Consider the following 22,702-nt stretch of genomic DNA (forward strand, 5'->3'; position numbering starts at 1 on the left):
AAGTCAATGCACTTTACCGTAGCCATCCCAACTTACAATGGAGCCAGTCGCTTACCCAAACTTTTAGAGCAACTGCGGACTCAGGTTAATACCGAAGATTTGGTTTGGGAAATTATTATTGTTGATAATAATAGCAAAGACAACACAGCAGAAATTGTGCGACAATATCAAGCAAATTGGCCAGAGCCATATCCTTTAAGATATTGTTTGGAAAGAGAACAAGGAGCAGCCTTTGCTAGACTGCGAGCAATTCGGGAAGCAAACGGTGAATTAATTGGTTTCCTTGATGATGACAATTTACCCGATACTAACTGGGTAGCGGCAGCTTATTTATTTGGCAAAGAACATCCCAACGCGGGAGCTTATGGCGGTCAAATTCATGGTGATTTTGAAGTCGAACCGCCAGAAAACTTCAAAAGAATACAATCATTTTTAGCAATTAGAGAAGGAGGTAAAAAACCGCATCTTTACGATCCCGATCATTTAAATTTACCCCCCGCAGCAGCAGTGGTAGTCCGCAAACAAGCCTGGTGCGAAAATGTTCCCAGTCGTCCTACTCTGGGGGGTAAAGCAAATGGATCGATGATCCAGGGGGATGACTATGAGCCATTGCTGTATATGCACAAAGCAGGATGGGAAATTTGGTATCACCCAACTATGCAAACTTATCATCAAATACCGCACTGGCGATTAGAGAAAGATTACTTAATTTCTCTAATTCGCGGTTCTAGTTTGTGCATTTGCCATCTGCGGATGATCAATGCTAAAACATGGCAGAAACCAATTATTATAGCTAGGATTATGCTGGGGAGTCTGCGTCGAGCTATATTGCACCTACTCAAATATCGATGGAAAGTCAAAACAGATCTCATCGCCGCTTGCGAGATGGAATTTCACTTGAGTAGTTTCGCAAGTCCTTTTTATTTTATTAAAACTTCCCTAGTTTCGCAGTTTGTCAGATATACTGGAAAAAACCAAACTGGATTTGTATAAATGATAGAACCGGAAGCCACGTTAGTTATAGTACCAAGAGAGCGTTTCAGTTATACCGAGCGCTCTCTGGAAAGCCTTTACGAGAATACAACTACTCCCTTTAAATTAATCTATGTAGATGGCAACTCACCTAATCGAACAAAGCGCTATCTTGAAAACCAAGCTAAAGAAAAAGGATTTCGCTTAATCCGCACCGAACATTTCCTGGCTCCAAATCAGGCGCGTAACTTGGCTTTACCAGAAATTCATACCAAATATGCAGTATTTGTCGATAACGATGTGGTTTTCACACCAGGTTGGTTAGATCGACTTTTACAGTGTGCAGAAGAGACAGGAGCATGGGTAGTTGGGCCACTTTATTACCACGGAAAACTTGAAAACGAAATTATCCACCACGCGGGGGGACTTCTTCACATCCGAGAAGATAAAGGTAAACGACGATTCATTGAAAAACATCGTTTTTTAGGAAAACCAGTCGATAAAGTACGCTCCGAATTGCGACGGGAGGAGACTGAACTGATAGAATTTCATTGTTTCTTAGTGCGTAGCGAAGTATTTGAACAGATAGGTCAGTTCGATGAAAAGCTCATGAGTACTGGCGAAGAATGGGATTTGTGTCTGGAAGTACGAGAGAGAGGCAAAACTGTTTACTTTGAGCCAAATTCGATTATCAGTTACGTACCACCACCCCCATTCGCCTGGTCAGATTTACCTTTCTTTTTACTTCGTTGGAGTGACGCTTGGAATTTGCAAAGTCTGAATCGCTTCCGCGAGAAATGGAACTTGCCAGAAGATGACCCTGGCCTCAAAGGTCATTACAAGTGGCTAAATCGCCATCGCCAACGAGTTATTAGAGAGTCAATTCGGCGCGTTTTCCCAATAAAGCGTGCTTCCTGGATGAATGAAAATATTTTGAAGCCAGTAGAACAGCAATTGAATAAGTTGTTGTTCTCCAAGCTGTCAAACAAATCCCAGAACCAAAAAGGCGAAACTGTCAATACAGTTGGTTCTAAATCTTAAAAGCAAAAGCTATGTATCTCTTGCTCTAAGGTAGTTTTATTGAGAACCAAATAGTATTTTTTCGCGGCAATGAACAAAATTACATTGAGCGCCACCAATGCGACTAAAGCAAGGATAGATACAGGGGTTACCGCTGTAATAGAGTACATTTTAAGTAGGGGCGTAGGGGCGTTCGCGTTCGAGTAGCGGCGCGGATGCGCTCAGCGTGCCGGAGGCATTAGCATTCCGGTAATTAACCTCTGCATATAACCAATAAGTTATTTGCCGGAATGCTACGCCCTTATTTCTGTACCTCATAACAGCGGAAACTGCTATAAGATTAACGCTAGACGGATAACTTGCTGTGATTTTGGCATCATAGGTGGCGACTCAAAGGAAGATTAAGCTGATGTTTTTACCGTGTAATACTCATTCTTAGCATACACGCTAATGATGGTATCGCCTACCTCAAAAAACACTCCCGCTTGCTCATCTTTCGAGAATTGCAAGTCACCGTACTTGGCAGCAATTGCGTCAGCAGTTTGCGCTACGCTATCCATTTCATCGGGTAACTGTCCCGTCGAACCAATGTAGAAAACCAGCGGACTAATCTTTTGTCGATACACTTTTTCTGCATAGTCCTCAAGTTTCTCATTTGCTGCCTTCAAAGCAGCAACAAAATCTTCTCGACTCACATTTTCTCCTTTCCATTTACCCTGCAACAACCGCATCAAACTATCTGCACCTACTTTTGATAAGATAGCTGCAATGGTGCCATTATCTTCAATCCCCAGAAAGTTATCAAAAATCCGCTTCATCAAGTCATCAACCTTGGTTATCTTGGTTCGCGATGACACGGTTTTGTGTCCGAAGACAACATCCTCATCTAAGCTGATGTCGAATGTCGGTTTCTCCAACTTTTCGCCGGTGTCTTTGTTATATACCTCATACATCCGGTTGAGGAATTTATTGGCAGAGTAAAGTTTGCCGAAGTTGAGGATATCTTTGCTGCCAATATCAACTTTGTAGCTGACGCGAGAATCGACTGTGCCGTTAGCAAGTGCTGACTGTAAATCGCTATAGTCTGTCGTCGTCGGAAAGTTGATGTAAAGACTCTTGGAAAGATAGTGCTTTTTCAATTCCTCCAGTTGTTCTTGAGTGTAAATATCCGACTCTTTCTTCAAGTGAGCCGATAGAATACTAGAGAGGATTTTAATTTCAGCTAACTCCTCGAACACGCCATCAATACTGCCATAATTTTCAGTCAATGGCACTATCGGCAAATTGTCTAAGCGGATAGTGTATTCATCTCGGAAGTCATAGTTTTCGGCTGGTTTACCATCCTTTTCTAGTACAGCTTTTGACTTCAGCAAATCAAATACTTTCTTGCTGCTAATCTTGACTGGTAGCGACTTAACATTTACTTCACCGTCGCTGACAATCGTGAAGCTATTGAAACTTTCAAGATTGGTAAATAGCAAACCTGCTACTTCGTCTATCGACGTTTGTTGCTCAAAGTTTACCAGCTTGATAGGTCGGTTAATCAGCAGATTGATGGTAGCTGTATTTCGATTGAGTTTAAAGGAAACAATGCGAACATATTCGCTGCCATTCAAAAAATTACTTTTCAGCAAAGGCTCGATGAGGTTGCCTTTTTCGTCTCTGTAGCCGTTAATTCTCTTCAGTCCTTTCCTTTGATAGTCCTCCTGCAAGTGCTTGAGATTAATAATGATGTTACCGCTGTTTTCTGACAACAGCTTGACTAGCTCCAACAGGGAAAATTTGTCGTTTAATTTTACTATATTCAAGCTGGTGTAAGTACTAGACTCTGGTTGTGCTAATTGGGAGTTTTTCCGTGCCATGTTTGGATTTTTCCTAAGTTAAGATTTAGCGCTAAAGCGCAACTACGTACCAAGAATGATTTATTTGCGCCGACATACTTAGATTTGCCAAAGGATAGAGGTGACCTGAGACTACCTGGATAAACGTCGCTCAATTTGATACTTATCTGCGTTTATCTGGGGTAAAAAAACTGCCAAGAAACTTGTCGGTAATGGTAAAGGTTTTAGCCAAGGGGTAATGAAGTATCATATATATATTATACTTCAAAATTAATGATTGTGGGCATTTTAAACTTATTGTTATCTGAGGAGCAGAATTAATGGAAAGCATCGCATCGCAGAATGGATCGGCACAACCGCGAACTCTGTTCAACCTTTCTGACGAGATAAGCCAGTTGAATGTTCTGCTGGATGAATTAGATGGCGACGATACCGAGAGCAAACAGCTGCTGACGAATTGGCTGGAGCAATTGGGAGAGGAACGCGATCGCAAACTCGACAACTACGCCGCCTTAATCTCTGAATTGCAGGCTAAAGCCACAGTTCGCAAAGCAGAAGCGAAAAGGTTAGCCGAACTAGCCGCTGCTGATGAAAAACGCGCCCAAATGCTCAAAGAACGACTAGAATGGTTTTTTAGCGTCAACAAGCTGAAAACAGTTGAGACGACTCGCTACAAATTATCTTTGGCAAAAAACGGCGGAAAAGCGCCATTAATTCTGGATGAGTCGCTCTCACCGACCCAATTGCCAGAAAAGTTTCAGAAAATTAGCGTAGAGGTCGATAAAACGGCGATTAGAGCCGCGCTGGAGGCGGGAGAGGACTTAGATTTTGCACATTTGGGCGATCGCGGTTCCCATCTCCGCATTAAATAGATTTCTCCAGAAATTAAAGGTGCGTTACCTGTAACCCTTGTAGAGACGTTGCATGCAACGTCTCTACATTCTTTGAAAGGAGATGACTATTAGACTTCTCAGTATTCTCATTCCCAGGTTGAACCTGGGAATGAGAAATTCAATCTAAAATCTAAAATTTGCAATTTCCCTGTCCCCATTACAGGAAGCTTAAGAATTCAGGAGAAGTCTTGGGGAATAGTTATTGTGGGGATACATACTCCCGGTGAGGGATGATTTTTTTAATGATAAATTTCACAAAACCTCGTAGACTCTTGGGATTGGCAGCATCGGTGGCGGCTTCGATCGCTATTTCCAGCGGTATCCACTCTGCCAGTGCTGCTGCGATCGAAACTTCCCAAGCCCAAAACCCAGTACCGATAAGCCTCAACGCTACCCAGACACCTCCAGAAGAAATAGTTGCACAACAGGTCGCCCAGCTGCAAACCAATAGCACTCAGTATCAAATCCAGCGATCGGGCATCGGGCCCCTAATCGCCATCATTGTGGTGAGCGGTATCATCATCTGTATCCCCATATTCTTTGGCGGACTGGTCGTGATCAGCGAACGCGAAGTCGGCATTGTTGTTAAGAAATTTACCCTCGTCGGTCGCGGACTCCCAGCAGGACGACTAATTGCCTTAAATGGCGAAGCTGGATATCAAGCCGATAGCCTTGCACCCGGTTGGCATTGGGGCTACTGGCCTTGGCAATACTCAGTTCGCAAAGAATCCGTCACCGTCGTCCCCCAAGGCGAAATCGCCTTACTTGTAGCGGCAGATGGGGCCTCTATCCGACCGCAACATATGTTGGCTAAAGTTGTAACCTGCGACAACTTTCAGGATGCCCGCAAATTCCTCACCGCCGGTGGAGAAAAAGGTCGTCAGCTAGGCTTTCTCACCGCAGGTACATACCGCATCAACACCGCCTTATTCAAAGTGATTACAGCAGCAACTGCAACTCAACAGGGCATGACTGTCGAACAGTTGCGCGTCCACACAGTCACACCTGACAGAGTAGGCATTGTCACCACCTTAGACGGCATTCCGATCTCGGAAGGCGAAATAGCAGGTGCCGTTGTTCCCGGACACGATAACTTCCAAAACGGTCAGAAATTCGTCGAAGCTGGTGGAAGACGCGGTTTGCAAGAGCAAATTCTGCTGTCTGGTTCTTGGAACATGAATCCTTGGTTCGTGCAAGTCGAACAGGTAGCGATGACCGAAATTCCGATCGGCTATGTCGGCGTGGTAATTTCTTATGTTGGCAAAGCGCACGAAGATGTCAGCGGTGCATCTTTCACCCACGGAGATTTGGTGCGTCCGGGACACAAAGGCGTGTGGACAGAACCGCTTTACCCCGGCAAACACCCGGTCAACACCCGCATCATGAAGGTGGAACTGGTGCCGACGACCAATATTGTACTCAATTGGTCAGGACGCACAGAGCGACACAATTACGACTCCAAACTGGAATCCCTAACTGTACGTTCTACAGATGGTTTTGCCTTCGATTTGGAAATTGCCCAAATTATCCACGTGGGTGCTTTAGACGCACCGAAGGTGATTTCTCGCGTAGGCGCGATGCAAAATTTGGTAGACCATGTTTTAGAGCCGACGATCGGTAATTACTTCCGTAATTCAGCCCAAGCTTACACCGTGCTAGACTTCCTGAGTGCTAGAAGCGAACGTCAAGCTGAAGCATCCGAGTATATCAAAACGGCGCTGCGAGCCTATGATGTACAAGCAATTGATACTTTGATCGGCGATATTCAGCCGCCAGCACAGTTGATGCAAACCCAAACCGAACGTAAGATTGCGGAGGAACAGCGCAAAACTTACGAAGTGCAGCAGATGGCGCAAACGCAACGCCAGCAACTTGTGCGGTCAACTGCATTAGCTGAGATTCAGCAAGAAATGGTTAAATCTGAGCAGAATGTCAGCATTGCCGAACTGAAAGCGAATGCAGAGATTAAACAAGCGACAGGTGAAGCTGAGTCTACAAGACTAAAAGCGATCGCGGAAGCTGATGCTATTCGCGCCACGGGTAATGCGAAAGCCGAAACTTACCGTACAGGCGTGGAAGCTTTGGGTTCGCAAGGTTACACGGCAATGCAGCTGATGCAGATTATAGGCGATCGCAAAGTGCGCCTCATCCCCGACATCTTAGTCAGCGGTAACAACGGCGGTAACGGTTTGGTGGATGGTTTGCTAACAATGATGTTGTGGGATAAAGCTGGTAAACCGAATAATGGCACGCCGCCTATTTCTCCAGAAACCAACGGGGACTCAACATTGCCCAAATCAGATAACGTTCCCGTAATTCCTGTTGAGTTCTTACCCAATAAACAAAACAGTCAAGGCAAACCGCCAACTGTTCGTTAATTTAGTAGTAAAAAAGAAGCCCGGTTTCTTAGAGAAACCGGGTTTCTAGAGGCTTAGGGAGGGGGTAAGAAACCCGGTTTTTCCAAAAAACCGGGTTTCTGGAAGGGGCATTGGTTACTTTGTCAGGGTTTCCTACCTATCAATCGACTTACAGGAGCTTACTAACGCTCTACTTCGTTCCCGGTATTCATTGGTTCAGGGGGCGACGCGATCGCATTTTCTGATGGCAAGCGTAAGCACTCAGCTGCCAGAAACCCGGTTTTTCCAAAAAACCGGGTTTCTTAGCCTCAGCGTAAGCACTCAGCTGCCAGAAACCCGGTTTTTTTGTCCAAGCGTAGGCACTCAGCCGCCAGAAACCCGGTTTCTCGAAGAAACCGGGTTTCTTTGTCCGACGCGATCGCATTTTCTGATGCCAGGCGTAAGCACCAAGCTGCCAGAAACCCGGTTTTTCCAAAAAACCGGGTTTCTTTGTTCTAAGCGTAAGCACCAAGCTTTAAAATGATTAGAAACCCGGTTTCTTTAAGAAACCGGGTTTCTAGCCACTCACCCAACTTCTGATATGCCACGTCGCCAAGTTATCTTGCAAGCGGGTAATTATTATCATGTTTATAACCGAGGCAATAACCGTCAGCTTATCTTTTTTGAGCGAGAAAACTACATTTATTTCTTGCGTCAATTAAGAAATTATCTCATCAATAATGGCACAGATATCATTGCTTATTGCTTAATGCCTAATCATTATCATTTATTAGTTTACCTCCAAACAGATAACTTTTCCGATTTAATGCAGGCATTTTCTCTTTCTTACACTAAATCTATTAATAAGCGTTATGAGAGAGTAGGTTCGCTTTTTCAGGGACGCTTTCAGGCGATTCATGTAGATCGAGAAGAATATTTATTGTATTTAACTCGATATATTCACTTAAACCCAGTGATTGCTAATATAGTTGAAAAAGCAGAAGATTGGGAGTTTTCCAGCTATCAAGAATATATTGATTTGCGACCTGGTACTTTGCCTAAATTAGAAGGAGTGCGATCGCAGTTACCCTCAGCAGATGATTACCGTTTATTTGTGGAAGCGGATTTGGATAGTGAAAAGGTTATCAAGCATTTTATGTTTGAGGAATAGAAACTCTGTGGGACTAGAAACCCGGTTTCTCAAAGAAACCGGGTTTCTGATGGATATTTTTTATTTGAAAATCCCTAATAACATTCCTCTGAAACTTCTTGTTCTGCAAATTTTACTTTATTATATATATCATCTAGGGAAATTTTAAATTGGACTGAATTGAGTGCGATCGCTTCATCTTCATCATCATATTCGCCAAATAACCACCGCTTTTTACCCGTCTTATAAAATTGTTCGACATGAACTTTTGTTTGGTCGATCAGGATATATTCCTCCAAATTAGATAAGGTGCGGTAAGCTGCAAACTTTCCACTTTTGTCATACCCCTTAGTTGAATCTGACAAAACCTCAATAATCACTTTTGGATTGATAATCGTATCAGTTCTATTATTAAAATATTCTGGTTCTCCTGCCACTATCATTACATCAGGATAAGTGTAGATGCGTCGCTTGGCTATCCACAACCGCACATCACTCATATACACTCGGTAATCGAGCTTTTTGAAGGCAAAGTTCAGTTCACTACTGAAGTTGCCAGCAATTTGATTATGATTGGTAGATTCCCCTGGGATATGAAAAATTTTACCGTCAATGTATTCGCTTTTATAATCAGCTACTTCCTCTAGGGCTAGGTATTCTTCTGGGGAGTAGTATTGCTGTTCGGTAAGCTGCATCATAATACAATCTGCGAAGGCTCTATCTTAGTATAACATCTCCGATCGGGATTATTGCCAAGGTAAATGTGTTTGACCAAAGGCAATCTTGCGGGAGGGGGATTTTTAAGCTTAGATGGGGCCGATCGGACCCAATCTGAGTTAATATATAATAAATTAAATTTGTCAGCAAAACCTTTGCTAATTCAAAATCGTTACCGCCTCATCGAATTAATCGCCCAAAAGGGATTTAGCAAAACTTTCCTCGCCGTCGATGAAAGTCTATCTCCGACCTATCCTTGTATAATTAAACAATTATCGAATGACAACGAAACCCCAGAAAACTTAACCCAAGCCACAAAATTAGCACAAGAAGCACGATTACTGGGAGAATTAGGCCAACATCCCCAAATTCCCGCACTGTTAGATTATTTTACAGAAAATGAATATATTTATCTGATTCAAGAGTTTATTGATGGCACTAATTTAGCTAAAGTGGTGGACTCAGAAAGCAGCTTCACTGAAGCGCAGATTTGGCAACTATTAAATGATTTATTGCCAGTACTAAAATTTATCCACGATCGTCAAATTATTCATCGAGATATTAAGCCAGAAAATATAATTCGCCGTAATTCCGATCGGTGCCTATTTTTGATTAATTTTAGTGCTGCCAAAAGGGCAACAATCATCGACTCTCTGAAAACCGAAACTAGCATCGGCAGTGCAGAATATGTGGCACCAGAACAAGCGAAAGGAAAAGCTGTTTTTGCCAGCGACCTTTATAGCTTGGGGGTAACTTGCATTTACCTGCTGACGGGGATTTCTCCTTTTGATTTATTCGATACGGCAAATGATTGTTGGGTTTGGCGACAGTATATAATTGGTGATGTTAGCGATCGCCTCTCTCACATCCTAGACAAACTCATCCAAAATGCCGTCAACCTCCGCTTTCAATCTGCTGATCAAGTAATGGAAGCACTAGGTAGTCAATCCAAAATCCAAAATCCAAAATCCAAGATCCAAAATCCCCCGTGGCGGTGCATACGAACCCTTACGGGAAATTCGGGTTTATTTGCAAGCGTGAATGCCGTTGCCATCAGCCCTAATGGTGAAATTCTAGCCAGTTGCAGCGATGACAAAAATATCAAATTATGGAATATAAATACCGGGGAAGTAATCTCTACTCTCTACGGACATACAAATTTTGTTAAATCTGTTGCCTTTAGTCCAGATGGAACGATTTTAGCAACGGGAAGCGACGATCGCACAATCAAATTGTGGAACGTCAGCACAAGTGAGGAAATTTGCACCTTGTTGGGACATTCCCACGCTGTTAAGTCAGTGACGTTTCACCCTGACGGCCAAATTTTAGCCAGCGGTAGCTGGGATAAAACGATTAAATTATGGGATGTTCAAACAAGAGAACTTCTTTGCACATTAACCGGACATCAATTACAAGTAAATTCAGTTGCTTTTAGTCGATCGAATGTCACAGGCGAGACACCTGTACTACTCGCCAGCGCCAGTTTTGACCGCACAGTGCGCGTGTGGGATTGCCAAAACCTAACCCAGAATTTCCCCCCTCCCCGTCGCGGGTCGGGGCTGGGGGTGGGGTTCCTGCGCTATAATCTGAGCGGTCACTTATGGCCGGTTTTTGCGTCCGCTTTCCATCCTCAAGGTCAAATCCTTGCCACGGGTAGCGATGATAAAACCGTCAAATTGTGGGACTTGAAAACTGGGCAAGAAATCCGCACACTTTCGGGCCACTCGTGGACAGTCGTAGCAGTTGCTTTTAGTGTGGATGGCGAAACCCTATTTAGTGGCAGTTGGGATAAGACAATAAAAATCTGGAGGGTAAGTAGGGGTGAAGAAATTGCTACCCTTGATGAGCATTTTGATTCAGTGTCTGCAATTGCTGTTAGTCCTAATGGAAAAATCCTTGCTACCGCTAGCAAGGATAAGACTATCAAGTTGTGGCGGCTTGTAAGTAAACTTTAAGCGCTACCAGTAAACGCTACTTCTGGGAATTTACCTTGCGCTTCAGACATCGGGCGGCGTCTGCCTTCCTCTTGCCAGTAGTTAATGACTTCGGTTGCTTTATTAAGCAATTCTACACGATCGTGTTCGGAGATCCAGTGCTTGGCCTCCATCTCGTTTTTTAATTCTTCCCAAGCATCGTTCCGAGGCCAGAAAAAGTATTTAGTCAAAGGACTGGTGCCTTTGCCTACAACTTGGTCAACAGCGATGGCTACATCCTTATCCAGCCAAAGAACCTTTAAAATGAACTTCGACAATGAAACCTCCGAGTTCAACTCAGACTTTTTGAGACTATACAACCTTACTATAATAGCGTGCTAATTTGGTCGATGACCAAATTCTCTGGCAAAAATATCAGATTCGCAGGTGCAGAACATTGACCCCAAAACCCAGTCTGGAAGCCAACTTAACCGCCGCGATCGTCGTTTTCGATATTGATGGTGTCGTCCGCGATGTGGCAGGATCTTATCGGAGAGCGATCGCAGATACCGTCGAGCATTTCACCGCCAAAGCTTATCGCCCAACACAAGCCGATATGGACAGCCTCAAGTCGGAAGGCATCTGGAATAACGACTGGGAGGCTTCCCAAGAGTTAGTTTATCGATCTTTTGAGACGCAGGGGCAGAAACGAAGCGAAATTGCGATCGACTACCAAACCCTCATCGACTTTTTCCAGTCCCGATATCAAGGGCTAAATCCCCAAAATTGGACAGGTTATATCTGTACCGAACCGTTGCTTTTACAGCCTACCTACCTGGAAAGCCTTACCCAAGCTGGCATTCCTTGGGGCTTTTTCAGCGGCGCACCCCGCGCCGAAGCTGCTTACGTTTTGGAGGGACGCCTGGGTTTACAGTCGCCTGTACTGATGGCGATGGAGGATGCCCCCGGTAAACCCGACCCCACTGGTTTGTTCGCAGCTGTGCATCAGTTGGACAACCAGTCATCAATAGATGTGGCGACGCCGGTTATCTATGTGGGCGATACAGTTGCCGATATGTATACTGTTGAGAAAGCGCGATCGCTACAACCCAGTCGGCGTTGGATTGGCGTGGGAATTTTGCCGCCCCATCTTCAGCAAACACCCGAACGTCGCGATGCCTATGCCGTCAATCTCCAACAAGCTGGTGCAGTCGCGATTTTCAGCAACGTGCAAGAGTTAACTCCAGCCAAAATTGGGGAATTGCTACTCTCTTGTTTTTAGTATGCAAAATTATATCATGTCCAGTAGCATCGTTTATCTAAAAAATTCGTGTGATTATTCTTATCTGCGTTAATCTGCGTTAATCTGTCTACCCTACGGGAAGGCTTCGCCTACATCTGCGGTAAAAATTTAACCAACGATGAAAACAGACAATTTGACGACATCACTCATGTACTAACGATGCAACCGGACACGATATTATTAGAAATGCGCGGCAATTATTGTTCAATTTTCAAGAACTTTTGCAAGGCTGCTACCATAGCAGGAGGCCAACGGCGGATATTTTTCACCCACTCTATATCTTTATAACGCGAGTCGAGTCCAACAGTTGCAACCCAGTTACTTTCTGCTTCGCCGTGTTGTCCCTGTACCCAAAGAGCGGCTGTCAAAGCGGCCCTCATGTCGGGAAATTGGGGATATTTGCGGATAATATTCCGCATGGTGCGAATGGCTACTTCTGTTTGACCAGTTTGATAGAGTGCAAGGGCGTAGTTAGCACGGGCGAAGGCAAAGTTGGGGGCTAACTCAAGTGCTTTTTCGTAGTCTGCGATCGCATCTTGCCATTGTCCCAAACCTCCTTCAGCATTCCCCCGGTTGTGGTAACCCATCGGATCGTTGGGGTTTAGTTCCAGCACACGATCGTAATCTGCTCTAGCATCATCGAACCGTCCCAGCGCTTCCAAAACCAAGCCGCGATTCAGATACGGATCGGGCGCGTTGGGGGCCAGTTCCATCGCTTTATTGTAATCTGCGATCGCTTCCTCCAACTTATTCTGACTAGCCTTAGAATTACCGCGATTGCTCCATAAAGCTGCATTATTTGGCAATAACTCTATCAGCTGAGTCCAATAAGTTTCAGATGTGGCAAAGTCCCCATTTTGGGTAGCATCAACTACCTTTTCGCCCAAGACATTTATTTTTTCCTCTAACTCTTTTTCGCTAATTATTGGCAGCGTCTCCGTTTCGCTAACACTCGGTTGCACCGTTTCCGTTTCGCTAATACTTGGTTGCACCGTTTCCGTTTCGCTAACACTTGGTTGCACCGTCTCGGTTGCGGTAATAATTGGCGGCGTTTCCGTTTCTGTAATAATCGGTGGCGTTTCCGTTTCTGTAATAATTGGCGGCGTTTCCGTTTCTGTAATAATCGACGGCGTTTCCGTTTCTGTAATAATCGGCGGCGTCTCCGTTTGCGCCACCACTGGCGAAATATTAACAAACCCAATTGAAATAACAAGAAGCAGCACACACAGTAAATTCAAAATCCAGCGAATCATTAGAATTTTTGTCCCTTGTTTTTAACTGTTATCAATCAGTAATTAGCCGTCGTAATAGGCTATTTTTTCCCACTACTCCCTAGTCCCTATTTTCTTTTGACTTTTGACTTTTGACTTTTCTAGCCCCTACTAATATCCTAAATGCTTCCAAGCAGCTGGGGTAACCATCCGACCGCGAGGCGTCCGCAACATAAATCCTATCTGCATTAGATAAGGTTCGTAAACTTCCTCAATCGTTTGGACATCTTCACCACTTGCTGATGCAATTGTCTCGATTCCCACAGGCCCTCCGTTGAAGTTTTGGATCATAACACTCAACACCCGCCTGTCTGTCCAGTCTAAGCCGAGAGGGTCAACATTAAACACTTTCAGTGCTTCTGCTGCTACCTCTTGAGTAATTTCTCCTTTGGCTTTAACTTGGGTGTAGTCTCGCACCCGTTTGAGCAGGCGGTTGGCAATTCGCGGCGTACCACGGGAACGGCGAGCAATTTCTTCAGCGCCTTCACGGGAGATCGGCGTTTTGAGGATCTCGGCAGTCCGCAGTAGAATCACTGTGAGTTCTTCCGGCTCATAAAAGTGTAGCCGTTGAATGAGACCAAAGCGATCGCGCAACGGTGACGTCAGTGCCCCCGCACGAGTCGTCGCCCCTACCAAAGTAAACGGTGATAGCGGCAAACTGCGAGTCTTTGCGCTCTGACCTTTTCCGATCGTAATATCGAGCCGAAAGTCTTCCATCGCTGGGTAGAGAAGTTCCTCTGCCATCCGGGTGAGGCGATGAATTTCGTCAATAAACAGGATTTCACCAGGTTTGAGACTCACCAGTAAGCCTACAATGTCTCGCGGACGTTCCAGGGAAGGTGCCCCTGTGATTTTGCAGCTGGTGCCCATTTCCGCCGCTAAAATCAGCGCCATTGTAGTTTTGCCCAAACCGGGAGGGCCATACAGCAGCAGGTGATCCAGTGTCTCGCCTCTACCTCTAGCCGCTGCGATGCCTATTTCCAAAACCGTCTTGAGATCTTTTTGGCCGATATAGTCGGCGAGTCGCTGGGGTCTGATTCCCTCTTCCAGCTTGTCGGTTTCATCAACAGCTGCTGTTGGTGCCAACAAATCTGATTTTGGCGGCGAAGAAGGAGATTTGCCACTTGACTCCCGACGCCGCTTGGGTTGGGAGTCTGGTTCGGTGGGCTGTTGTTTTGAGGAAATTATCGCCATAATCAATCAGTCGGCAATCGGAAAATTTAGATTGGTTTTCGGATAGGCTCTAAATATCATCACTTGGGGAGCGCGAGACACTGCCATGCTAGCTAAACGAATCTTACCTTGCTTGGATGTAAAAGCTGGGCGAGTTGTCAAAGGTGTCAATTTCGTCGATCTCAAGGATGCTGGCGACCCGGTGGAATTGGCACAGGTTTACAATGAGGCTGGTGCGGATGAGTTGGTGTTTCTGGATATCACTGCCACTCACGAAGACCGGGAAATTATCATAGATGTGGTATATCGCACGGCTGAGCAGGTTTTTATCCCTTTGACGGTTGGTGGCGGCATTCAATCCTTAGAAATGATTAAACAATTGTTAAGGGCTGGTGCGGATAAGGTGAGCATGAACTCATCGGCTGTGCGCGATCCAGATTTTATCAATCGATCGAGCGATCGCTTTGGCAATCAGTGTATTGTTGTGGCAATTGATGCCAGAAAGCGGCAAGACCCAAATAACCCCGGTTGGGATGTCTACGTGCGGGGCGGACGAGAAAACACTGGTAAGGATGCGATCGCCTGGGCGAAAGAAGCCGAGCAACGCGGCGCAGGAGAGCTTCTCGTGACGAGTATGGACGCTGACGGCACTCAGGCTGGATATGACCTCAAATTGACTCGCACCATTGCCGACAATGTGCAAATTCCGGTTATTGCCTCTGGCGGCGCGGGTAACTGCGGTCACATTTATGACGCCCTTACTGAGGGCAAAGCGGAAGCAGCACTCCTAGCATCCCTGTTGCATTACGGTCAACTTTCCGTAGCGGAAATAAAAAATTACTTAACATCTCACCACGTTCCAGTCAGGTTGCTGTAATATCTCCAAACTCTATCTTTAGGGGGGTTTAGCGATCGCCACATAGCATCAAGCCAACAGTTGCATATATTAGAATAGATAAAACTGTTACATTTCGTAAAAATATGTTGATTGCTATTCTAATGTTTGACGTGGCCTTAGTGGCTTGGTCGCTGCACCTCATGCAACAGGCATTCGATCAACAGGAATTTTCCTTGATGCTGGCGGGTACTTTAGTGGCGATGTCCGCAGCTGCGATGTTGGTGGTATATTTCCTCGTGGGAGGCTGCATGGGCTACTTAGCCCAAATGAGTCAGCATACTTATTATTAAAGAAATTTTTGGCGAAGGTGCTTGACAAGACGCCGATAGTTAAGGCATAATGGAAAAGCGTCGAAAGGGGCTATAGCTCAGTTGGTAGAGTGCTTCAATGGCATTGAAGATGTCAGCGGTTCGAGTCCGCTTAGCTCCATCCCTAAATAGTAGGTACGTAGTTGCGCTTTAGCGCTAAAGCGCAACTACGTACCAAAGCTATTCTCTTCTCAAATTTTCCTTCACCCAAAGTTAAAAAGCTCTAATGGCTTGACTTCTGCCTTCTCTTTGAGTGCGATCGACATATTCATTAACTAATTCAATAATAGGAATATTGGGAAAATTCGGACTCATATTCGACTCAACATACTTGCCTTCTTGCAGCAGATTAATTTGCAATCCCCGCCTTGTATAGCGCCACAGTTCCGGTACTCCCAACAACTGATAATTATTAAACTGAGTCCGGGAAGTAATATCAATTTCAATTGCTAAATCAGGAGGCGGATCGACAGTCAAGTCCAAACTGTTTTTAGCGATGACAGCCGCGTAATTTTGAATATAAAAACAAGTGTCTGGTTCCACAGCTTGAATCATGCGATCGTTCTTAATGGATTTGAACATATTCAACTGCATTATATCATAGACAAGAATTAAAAAAGGTACGTAGTTGCGATGCCGCGCTCTTATCTGGCGCGGCATCGCAACTACGTACCTAGAAAATCGAAACCCAACCTACAGTACTATCAAGTTCGATAAATTTGCTGTATTCTCTCCAGACTATTAGCTGTTGATAAAGTAGAGACGATCGCCTGCAACAAACTTACATCATAAATTGCCGAAATTTCGCTCAAAATAGCCAAACCTGCATCGCCAAATTTCAGCTTTAAGCCAAGCTCAATACCAAGCATTAGAGCTTGTTTAGTGCGCGTCTGTTCCTCAGTTAACTGCGTCTCAGTTTGGGATAACTGCGCCTCAGTCTGGGATAACTGCGTCTCAGTTTGGGATAACTGCGCCTCAGTTTGGGATAACTGCGCCTCAGTTTGGGATAACTGCGCCTCAGTTTGGGATAACTGCGCCTCAGTCTGGGATAACTGCGCCTCCCGTTGCGCCACCAATTCGTCACCTGTGGGGATGGGAGTACCATTAGGATAGCACCAGCGCAACCAAGTACCATTTACGTTTTCAAATTCACCTTGCCACAAAGTTACTCCTAAACCAACTTCTGGGAAAAAAGCATCATCTTTGGGGATGTAAGATTTTCCCTGTAATTGAAATACTCGCAGCATGGTGTTTCCCAGCTGGCGCAAGGGATCGTACACCACATAATACATGATCCGCATTCGGGCGTAATCTATTAGCTTGCTACCTAATTCGTTACCGGGAGTTGGGGAGACAATTTCGATTACCACTTCTGGGGGTTTGCCAAATTCCCAAAAAAGGTACGATCGCACTTGTCTTTCCCACCAATCCTCAGCAGCAGTAATATTAAGACTGAGGAAAACATCGGGCGCAATTCCAGGTTGACGGATGCTATTAAATAAACCGACATTAGCAGCAGCGATAAAGGGAACGGTAATACCAGTTTCAGCACCGCTGTAGAAAACGGTTGTTAGCAGACGTTGTTGTTTTTCGTTGATGAAGCTATCCAATGGGGTATCATCTTCTAAGACTAGCCCGCTAATATCTGGAAACTGACTCGGATCGAGGATTGAAGGTTCAGACATGAGTAGCGGAGTGTGTGGATTTTAAGGGTTTTATGGGCTGATCGTAACATTTGCTAGGGGCTAGTAGCTAGGGTAAGAAAAAAAAGCTATACTGGTGGGTAATTTCAGGGATTCGAGCCAAAATTATGTTGGAAGCGGGGATTGCTTGGCTAACTGGATTTGTTTTCCAGCAGGTTCTTAAAGAGATAAAATTAGATGAAATCGCCAAAGAAGCAGCCAAAGATTGGCTAAAAGATTTCTTTAAAAGTTTACCGGGTGGAATTTATGAAAAGGGACGGGGAATTATTCTGCCGACTGCTACTAAGAAAGCTATCAAGCAGTTTTTGGAGTTGGTGCAAGAAGAGTTACAGGCGCAAGGTTTGAAGAAACAGGAAGCGAAAGAATATAGCGAATCGCTGATTTTATTTCTGAAAGATAAATCGGTAAGAGAAATTTTGGGAAGCGCGTTTAAAAAAGATTGTCAGATAATTGATGCTAAAGCATTAGAGAAGATTTGGAAAACTTTACATTTAGATACGTTACCTGCTGGGTTTGATTGGGAATTAATTGCTAAACAGTATTGCCGCAAGGTGGTGGAGATTCGGCGAGACTCGGCTGAATTGCGGGCTATTTTGGATTCGGAAAATTTAGAAGCGATTAACGAAAATACTGCTGCTTCTACGAAAGCATTGGAATCGATCGCCGGAATTATTCCTAAACTCGATCTAGAACTATATCGGGAAAGTTTACAGGAATTTTACGGCAAACTGAAACTGAACGTTGTTGATATGACAAACGATCAGTATCGCCTGCTATTGTGGAAAATGTTTATTCCCCAAATGGTGCGGGAAGCATTACCGCCATCGCGCTACGATTTGCCGAAAGATATTCAGCGCAGGTTATGTGAATCTGGACAAATTGAAGCAGAATTTACTAAGGAAGATTTACATCGCTATCGGGAAAGTTATCTTCAGCAAGCGATTCGATCGGTGTTGGAAGTTCTCAAAGATCCTAATAATCGTTATGTAGTAATTCTAGGCGATCCGGGGTCGGGAAAATCAACTTTATTACAATATCTCGCTTTGCAGTGGGCAGAGCAACCAACCGAACAGTTACCATTATTAGTAGAGTTGCGGGGATATGGGCCCGATCGGGCCGCGCCTACCAGCTTTTTAAAGTTTTTCCACCAGGGAACTCGCACGATCCAAAAGCTAAATCAGGCAGATTTGGATAAACAATTGCGATCGCATGGTGCGTTGGTGATGTTTGATGGGTTGGATGAGGTGATTAATCGCGATCGCCAAGAAGATGTAATCACGGAAATTATTAGCTTTACCAACGAATACAAAAAAGCGCGAGTGGTGGTGACTTCCCGCATCGTTGGTTATAACCCGGAACCGTTGGGAAATGCGGAGTTTCGTCACTTCACGCTCCAAGATTTGGAGCCAAAACAAATCGCAGAATTTCTTCAAAAGTGGCACGATTTGGCACTGGAGAAAGATCCAGATAGGGAACTTTTACAACAGCGATTGCAAGATGCGATTGCTAATTCTAAAGCAATTGCCGAACTCGCCGGAAATCCCCTGCTGCTGACGATGATGGCAATTCTCAACCGCCGCCAAGAATTGCCGAGAAATCGAGCGGAATTGTATAAAGAAGCGTCCAAAGTGTTGCTTTATGCTTGGGATGTGGATCATAAGAAATTACAAATTTCGCCTGATGCAATTGAAAGTCCAGAAAAACAGGCGATGTTGCGGCAGATTGCCTACGAAATGCAATCGGGAGAAAAGGGAATTCGCGGAAATATCATCAGTCGGGACAAGTTGCTGGAAATTATTACCAAGTTTCTGAAAGTGCGGGATTTTTCCCAACCTCGCGAAAAAGCACAAACCCTGATTAACCAACTGCGCGAACGCAATTTTATTCTCTGTTATTTGGGTGATGAGTATTACGGTTTTGTTCATCGCACGTTTTTGGAATATTTCTGCGCTTGGGAATTTGTGGATAAGTTTGAAAAGCAGCGCATTTTGACGGAGGAGGAGTTAAAAAACGAGGCGTTTGGGAAACATTGGCAGGATGAATCTTGGCATGAAGTGTTGCGGTTGATTTGCGGGATGCTGGCAGAAAAAGTAGCGGGGGAGATGATTGAGTATTTGATGAGTGAAAAGGATGAATCTGAGTTTATAAATCTAATTTTGGCGGCTGAATGTCTGGTAGAAGTGAGAAATATCTCTACTATTAAATCAACTTCTGCATTACTGCTGGATGCTTTGAAAAATGCTACCAAGAAAGTTCGGAAATGGGAAACTGCTACAAAAGTTATTCAGGCGATCGCAACAACCTGGAAAAACGACCCGCAAACCCTACCCCTACTCCAATCCTGCGTTCAGTCAGATCCGAATTCGGATGTGCGACGTGCAGCAGTGTATGCGATCGCCTCTAATTACAAAGAAGACCCGCAAACCCTACCCCTACTCCAATCCTGGGTTCAGTCCGCTCCGAATTTGGTTGTGCGACAAACAGCAGTGGATGCGATCGCCTCCTATTACAAAGAAGACCCGCAAACCCTACCCCTACTCCAATCCTGCGTTCAGTCCGATCTGAATTGGAGTGTGCGACGTGCAGCAGTGGATGCGATCGCCCGATATTACCAAGAAGACCCGCAAACCCTACCCCTACTCCTATCCTGCGTTCAGTCCGATCCGGATTGGACTGTGCGACAAGCAGCAGTTCAGGCGATCGCCCAATATTACAAAGAAGACCCGCAAACCCTACCCCTACTCCAATCCTGCGTTCAGTCCGATCCGCATTGGGGTGTGCGACGTGCAGCAGTGAAAGCGATCGTCCTATATTACCAAGAAGACCCGCAAACCCTACCCCTACTCCAATCCTGGGTTCAGTCTGATGCGAATTCGGATGTGCGATATGCAGCAGTGGATGCGATCGTCCAATATTACCAAGAAGACCCGCAAACCCTACCCCTACTCCAATCCTGCGTTCAGTCCGATGCGAATTGGAATGTGCGACGTGCAGCAGTGGATGCGATCGCCGAAAATTGGAACCAAGAACCTGGAATGTTTGAGTTTTTCTACAATTGCGCCATCAACGATCCCTTTGAGCGTGAGGAAGATTGGCAAACTAACCCCCGACAAACTGCTCTTGAAGCAATTCTAGAACATCATGGCGACAATCCCCGCACGCTGGAGTTGTTGCGCGACCGATCCGAACATGAGCCCGATGAGAAGTTGCGGGAATTTGCTAAGAAAAAATTGCAGAAAAGAAGTTGATTATTGATAGTTTGTTGTTGATTTTTTAGATATCTTGCACCAGTTGCATGACCCGCCAGCCAGGGAATCAATTCCCTGGCTAATAACGCAAGTTGCTAGTTATATAATTGAGGCTGGTATTAGGTACGTTGTTGCGCTTTAGCGCTCTTATCCAAGTTGGTATAAGAGCGCTAAAGCCCAAACCCCCCAACAACATACCCGGAAAGCAAAAATATATGTAGGGACACGGCATCCGGGATATTTTGGCGTTGAGAAAAAGGTTAATTATGCCGTGTCCCTACGACCAGATAGGCAACGATCGATCTTTTTGGTATATTTGATTTATAACTGAGGAAAAGATCGTGCAACCATCCTTACATATCAAAACCAAAATTTTACCGGGAAATAAGATAGAAATTGAGATTCCCGAAGCTGCGATCGGCGATGCTGTGGATGTATTTGTCATTTTACCAGAAAAACCAGCCTCAAAACGGGGTTCTGCCGTAGAAATGATCGAACAAATCCGCAGTAAACGCCAGTTCAGAAGTGCTGAAGATATAGATAAGCAACTGCAAGAGGAACGGGATTCATGGGACAGCTAACACTTCCTTCATCTGGCATTATTTATGCTGACACATCGGTAGCGATTTATACGATTGAAAGCCACCCTGACTATTATTCGCTACTGCAACCTCTGTGGTTAAAATTTCAATTACGCGAACTGGAAATAGCCAGCAGCGAACTAATATTGATGGAAACTTTAGTAGTTCCGTTGAGAAACGCTGATACTACTTTAATCAATGCTTACGAACAACTGCTTCTGTCATCCGAAATGCAGCTAATTCCTATCAGCCAATCTATCCTGAGAGAAGTTGCAAATTTGAGGGCAACTACCAGTTTGAGAACACCTGATGCGATTCATGCTGCCACCGCTTTATCTATAAATTGTACCCTATTTCTGACGAACGATAAAGGCTTTCGCAATATTGCCAATTTACCCGTTGTTGTCCTCAGTGAAGTGTTGGCATCTTGAATTACAAAGTTTCCACCGTTCATTCAGCCTCAATAGACATCTCCAGAAATTAAAGGTGCGTTACCTGTAACCCTTGTAGAGACGTTGCATGCAACGTCTCTACATTCTTTTTTGGAGAGGTCTAATACATTTTTTAGGGATACCGTCCTTGCTTAATCAAAATTTTACGTTGAAGTACACGACTGGGAGCATTAAACTTTAGTAATCTTACAGTAACTTCACCAATCTTAGTTATGCCTTGAATTCGACCGTTATTAAGAGAAAAATGCTCGTTCCAAACTTGACGGCGTGGGTTAAATAAAGGTACAATTTCACCGCTAATAGAATCAATAGTAGCAAAATCAGAGCCTTTATAGCGGTTACAAGATAAACATGAAAGAGCTAAATTATCAGCACTGGTTTTACCCCCATGTTTAAGGGCGATGATATGATCTATCTCATGGCTATAGATAGAAACGTCTTGATGAATCAGGCAGTATTCACAACGTCCGAAAGCCCTTTCAATAACCAACTTACGCAGTTCGGCAGAAATTAAATTAGAAGTCATTTAGTTAATGCCAGAATAAGCTCGTGCTTTTAGTAAAATCATCAGATGTTCTAGCTGTTCGTAAACATCCAATTCTGCTACCTCTGGTGGAGTTAGCGTTGCTTCCCGATTTTTTGACAGCAAAGTTTGCAGCCGTGTTTGAGCTTGGGGAGAAACTTGAAAAGCAACAATATCTTCCAGAGTCGGACTTTTGATTAAAAAGTCAATAACTTCTTGATAAACTGGAAAAATATCTGTAAAATTTGGGTTCACTTCTGACTGGATTGGTTGATAAATTTCAGGATTCTCCAGAACTTGCCAAAGCAGTTCCGGTAATCGCTCTTGCAAAGGTTCTAGGCGTTTAGCAAGTTCATCTGGAATTTGAATAGTTAGTTCTGCCATTACTTTTGTTAGTTGA

General features: G+C 44.5%; 22 protein-coding genes and 1 tRNA gene. 13 read left to right on the forward strand and 10 right to left on the reverse strand.

Annotated features, from left to right (window positions below; all coding sequences use genetic code 11):
- Window positions 1-6: 6 nt before the first annotated feature.
- A complete protein-coding gene (gene hpsE, locus LAY41_RS02300) occupies window positions 7-993 on the forward strand; it encodes a hormogonium polysaccharide biosynthesis glycosyltransferase HpsE (RefSeq protein ID WP_249093641.1) in 987 nt (328 codons plus the stop codon).
- Window positions 994-2,013 carry a glycosyltransferase family 2 protein gene (locus LAY41_RS02305; RefSeq protein ID WP_249093642.1) on the forward strand — a complete coding sequence of 340 codons (1,020 nt, stop codon included), beginning with the start codon at window positions 994-996 and terminating at the stop codon, window positions 2,011-2,013.
- 380 nt (window positions 2,014-2,393) lie between these two features.
- Here the strand turns inward: LAY41_RS02305 and LAY41_RS02310 are convergent, their stop codons facing one another.
- Window positions 2,394-3,854 carry a hypothetical protein gene (locus LAY41_RS02310; RefSeq protein WP_249093644.1) on the reverse strand — a complete coding sequence of 487 codons (1,461 nt, stop codon included), beginning with the start codon at window positions 3,852-3,854 and terminating at the stop codon, window positions 2,394-2,396.
- A gap of 299 nt (window positions 3,855-4,153) precedes the next feature.
- Here LAY41_RS02310 and LAY41_RS02315 point away from each other — a divergent pair, with 299 nt between their 5' ends.
- Both LAY41_RS02315 and LAY41_RS02320 read left to right on the forward strand, forming a co-directional pair.
- Entirely contained in the window at window positions 4,154-4,705 is a 552-nt protein-coding gene (locus LAY41_RS02315; RefSeq protein WP_249093646.1) for a siphovirus Gp157 family protein, read from the forward strand.
- 263 nt (window positions 4,706-4,968) lie between these two features.
- Complete coding sequence (locus LAY41_RS02320; protein WP_249093648.1) at window positions 4,969-7,104, forward strand: SPFH domain-containing protein; 2,136 nt, start codon at window positions 4,969-4,971, stop codon at window positions 7,102-7,104.
- A gap of 187 nt (window positions 7,105-7,291) precedes the next feature.
- Here the strand turns inward: LAY41_RS02320 and LAY41_RS02325 are convergent, their stop codons facing one another.
- A complete protein-coding gene (locus tag LAY41_RS02325) occupies window positions 7,292-7,591 on the reverse strand; it encodes a hypothetical protein (protein WP_249093650.1) in 300 nt (99 codons plus the stop codon).
- Between the two features lie 72 nt (window positions 7,592-7,663).
- Here LAY41_RS02325 and LAY41_RS02330 point away from each other — a divergent pair, with 72 nt between their 5' ends.
- On the forward strand, window positions 7,664-8,233 hold the full coding sequence (locus tag LAY41_RS02330) for a transposase (protein WP_249093652.1): 570 nt from the start codon (window positions 7,664-7,666) through the stop codon (window positions 8,231-8,233).
- Window positions 8,234-8,307: 74 nt separating this feature from the next.
- Here the strand turns inward: LAY41_RS02330 and LAY41_RS02335 are convergent, their stop codons facing one another.
- Complete coding sequence (locus tag LAY41_RS02335; protein ID WP_249094045.1) at window positions 8,308-8,907, reverse strand: Uma2 family endonuclease; 600 nt, start codon at window positions 8,905-8,907, stop codon at window positions 8,308-8,310.
- Between the two features lie 72 nt (window positions 8,908-8,979).
- Between LAY41_RS02335 and LAY41_RS02340 the strand changes: the two genes are divergently transcribed.
- The gene (locus LAY41_RS02340; RefSeq protein ID WP_249093654.1) at window positions 8,980-10,884 is read left to right on the forward strand and encodes a serine/threonine-protein kinase; all 1,905 of its coding nucleotides are present in this window, start codon (window positions 8,980-8,982) and stop codon (window positions 10,882-10,884) included.
- On the opposite strand, the gene LAY41_RS02345 is transcribed toward LAY41_RS02340, so the two are convergent.
- Window positions 10,881-11,198 carry a 30S ribosomal protein PSRP-3 gene (locus tag LAY41_RS02345; protein WP_275973859.1) on the reverse strand — a complete coding sequence of 106 codons (318 nt, stop codon included), beginning with the start codon at window positions 11,196-11,198 and terminating at the stop codon, window positions 10,881-10,883. The genes LAY41_RS02340 and LAY41_RS02345 overlap by 4 nt on opposite strands.
- Window positions 11,199-11,299: 101 nt before the next feature.
- Here LAY41_RS02345 and LAY41_RS02350 point away from each other — a divergent pair, with 101 nt between their 5' ends.
- On the forward strand, window positions 11,300-12,124 hold the full coding sequence (locus LAY41_RS02350; protein ID WP_249093658.1) for a TIGR01548 family HAD-type hydrolase: 825 nt from the start codon (window positions 11,300-11,302) through the stop codon (window positions 12,122-12,124).
- Window positions 12,125-12,342: 218 nt separating this feature from the next.
- Here LAY41_RS02350 and LAY41_RS02355 read toward each other — a convergent pair whose 3' ends face one another.
- Entirely contained in the window at window positions 12,343-13,107 is a 765-nt protein-coding gene (locus LAY41_RS02355; RefSeq protein WP_249094047.1) for a tetratricopeptide repeat protein, read from the reverse strand.
- A 420-nt stretch (window positions 13,108-13,527) separates the two neighbouring features.
- Window positions 13,528-14,610 carry a Holliday junction branch migration DNA helicase RuvB gene (ruvB, locus tag LAY41_RS02360; protein WP_249093660.1) on the reverse strand — a complete coding sequence of 361 codons (1,083 nt, stop codon included), beginning with the start codon at window positions 14,608-14,610 and terminating at the stop codon, window positions 13,528-13,530.
- A gap of 85 nt (window positions 14,611-14,695) precedes the next feature.
- Here ruvB and hisF point away from each other — a divergent pair, with 85 nt between their 5' ends.
- The 3 genes from hisF (at window position 14,696) to LAY41_RS02375 (ending at window position 15,916) form a co-directional block, all read left to right on the forward strand.
- The gene (gene hisF / locus LAY41_RS02365) at window positions 14,696-15,466 is read left to right on the forward strand and encodes an imidazole glycerol phosphate synthase subunit HisF (RefSeq protein WP_249093662.1); all 771 of its coding nucleotides are present in this window, start codon (window positions 14,696-14,698) and stop codon (window positions 15,464-15,466) included.
- A 104-nt stretch (window positions 15,467-15,570) separates the two neighbouring features.
- Window positions 15,571-15,777 (forward strand): hypothetical protein, encoded by a 207-nt coding sequence (locus LAY41_RS02370; protein ID WP_249093664.1) that lies wholly within the window; start codon window positions 15,571-15,573, stop codon window positions 15,775-15,777.
- A gap of 66 nt (window positions 15,778-15,843) precedes the next feature.
- Window positions 15,844-15,916, forward strand: a tRNA-Ala gene (locus tag LAY41_RS02375).
- 92 nt (window positions 15,917-16,008) lie between these two features.
- Here the strand turns inward: LAY41_RS02375 and LAY41_RS02380 are convergent.
- Both LAY41_RS02380 and LAY41_RS02385 read right to left on the reverse strand, forming a co-directional pair.
- Window positions 16,009-16,377, reverse strand: a complete 369-nt coding sequence (locus LAY41_RS02380) for a Uma2 family endonuclease (RefSeq protein ID WP_249093665.1) — start codon at window positions 16,375-16,377, stop codon at window positions 16,009-16,011.
- Window positions 16,378-16,499: 122 nt separating this feature from the next.
- Window positions 16,500-17,480, reverse strand: a complete 981-nt coding sequence (locus LAY41_RS02385; protein ID WP_249093669.1) for a Uma2 family endonuclease — start codon at window positions 17,478-17,480, stop codon at window positions 16,500-16,502.
- A 125-nt stretch (window positions 17,481-17,605) separates the two neighbouring features.
- On the opposite strand from LAY41_RS02385, the gene LAY41_RS02390 reads away from it, so the two are divergent.
- The 3 genes from LAY41_RS02390 (at window position 17,606) to LAY41_RS02400 (ending at window position 21,758) form a co-directional block, all read left to right on the forward strand.
- Window positions 17,606-20,746, forward strand: a complete 3,141-nt coding sequence (locus tag LAY41_RS02390) for an NACHT domain-containing protein (protein ID WP_249093671.1) — start codon at window positions 17,606-17,608, stop codon at window positions 20,744-20,746.
- A 341-nt stretch (window positions 20,747-21,087) separates the two neighbouring features.
- The gene (locus LAY41_RS02395) at window positions 21,088-21,327 is read left to right on the forward strand and encodes a hypothetical protein (RefSeq protein WP_249093674.1); all 240 of its coding nucleotides are present in this window, start codon (window positions 21,088-21,090) and stop codon (window positions 21,325-21,327) included.
- Window positions 21,315-21,758 (forward strand): type II toxin-antitoxin system VapC family toxin, encoded by a 444-nt coding sequence (locus LAY41_RS02400; protein WP_249093676.1) that lies wholly within the window; start codon window positions 21,315-21,317, stop codon window positions 21,756-21,758. Before LAY41_RS02395 ends, LAY41_RS02400 begins: the two co-directional genes overlap by 13 nt.
- 133 nt (window positions 21,759-21,891) lie before the next feature.
- On the opposite strand, the gene LAY41_RS02405 is transcribed toward LAY41_RS02400, so the two are convergent.
- Window positions 21,892-22,305, reverse strand: coding sequence for an HNH endonuclease (locus LAY41_RS02405; protein ID WP_249093677.1), 414 nt, complete (start codon window positions 22,303-22,305; stop codon window positions 21,892-21,894).
- Window positions 22,306-22,686, reverse strand: coding sequence for a hypothetical protein (locus LAY41_RS02410; protein WP_249069699.1), 381 nt, complete (start codon window positions 22,684-22,686; stop codon window positions 22,306-22,308).
- Window positions 22,687-22,702 lie beyond the last annotated feature (16 nt).

Origin of the sequence: Argonema galeatum A003/A1, from assembly GCF_023333595.1 — a bacterium.
In the GTDB taxonomy this organism is placed as follows: domain Bacteria; phylum Cyanobacteriota; class Cyanobacteriia; order Cyanobacteriales; family Aerosakkonemataceae; genus Argonema; species Argonema galeatum.

Excerpts from the sequence above, each read along its gene's own strand:
- hpsE (WP_249093641.1), top strand. The coding sequence starts at position 7 with ATGCACTTTACCGTAGCCATCCCAACTTACAATGGAGCCAGTCGCTTA.
- LAY41_RS02305 (WP_249093642.1), top strand. The coding sequence starts at position 994 with ATGATAGAACCGGAAGCCACGTTAGTTATAGTACCAAGAGAGCGTTTC.
- LAY41_RS02310 (WP_249093644.1), bottom strand. The coding sequence starts at position 3,854 with ATGGCACGGAAAAACTCCCAATTAGCACAACCAGAGTCTAGTACTTAC.
- LAY41_RS02315 (WP_249093646.1), top strand. The coding sequence starts at position 4,154 with ATGGAAAGCATCGCATCGCAGAATGGATCGGCACAACCGCGAACTCTG.
- LAY41_RS02320 (WP_249093648.1), top strand. The coding sequence starts at position 4,969 with ATGATAAATTTCACAAAACCTCGTAGACTCTTGGGATTGGCAGCATCG.
- LAY41_RS02330 (WP_249093652.1), top strand. The coding sequence starts at position 7,664 with ATGCCACGTCGCCAAGTTATCTTGCAAGCGGGTAATTATTATCATGTT.
- LAY41_RS02335 (WP_249094045.1), bottom strand. The coding sequence starts at position 8,907 with ATGCAGCTTACCGAACAGCAATACTACTCCCCAGAAGAATACCTAGCC.
- ruvB (WP_249093660.1), bottom strand. The coding sequence starts at position 14,610 with ATGGCGATAATTTCCTCAAAACAACAGCCCACCGAACCAGACTCCCAA.
- hisF (WP_249093662.1), top strand. The coding sequence starts at position 14,696 with ATGCTAGCTAAACGAATCTTACCTTGCTTGGATGTAAAAGCTGGGCGA.
- LAY41_RS02370 (WP_249093664.1), top strand. The coding sequence starts at position 15,571 with ATGTTGATTGCTATTCTAATGTTTGACGTGGCCTTAGTGGCTTGGTCG.
- LAY41_RS02380 (WP_249093665.1), bottom strand. The coding sequence starts at position 16,377 with ATGTTCAAATCCATTAAGAACGATCGCATGATTCAAGCTGTGGAACCA.
- LAY41_RS02385 (WP_249093669.1), bottom strand. The coding sequence starts at position 17,480 with ATGTCTGAACCTTCAATCCTCGATCCGAGTCAGTTTCCAGATATTAGC.
- LAY41_RS02390 (WP_249093671.1), top strand. The coding sequence starts at position 17,606 with ATGTTGGAAGCGGGGATTGCTTGGCTAACTGGATTTGTTTTCCAGCAG.
- LAY41_RS02400 (WP_249093676.1), top strand. The coding sequence starts at position 21,315 with ATGGGACAGCTAACACTTCCTTCATCTGGCATTATTTATGCTGACACA.
- LAY41_RS02405 (WP_249093677.1), bottom strand. The coding sequence starts at position 22,305 with ATGACTTCTAATTTAATTTCTGCCGAACTGCGTAAGTTGGTTATTGAA.
- LAY41_RS02410 (WP_249069699.1), bottom strand. The coding sequence starts at position 22,686 with ATGGCAGAACTAACTATTCAAATTCCAGATGAACTTGCTAAACGCCTA.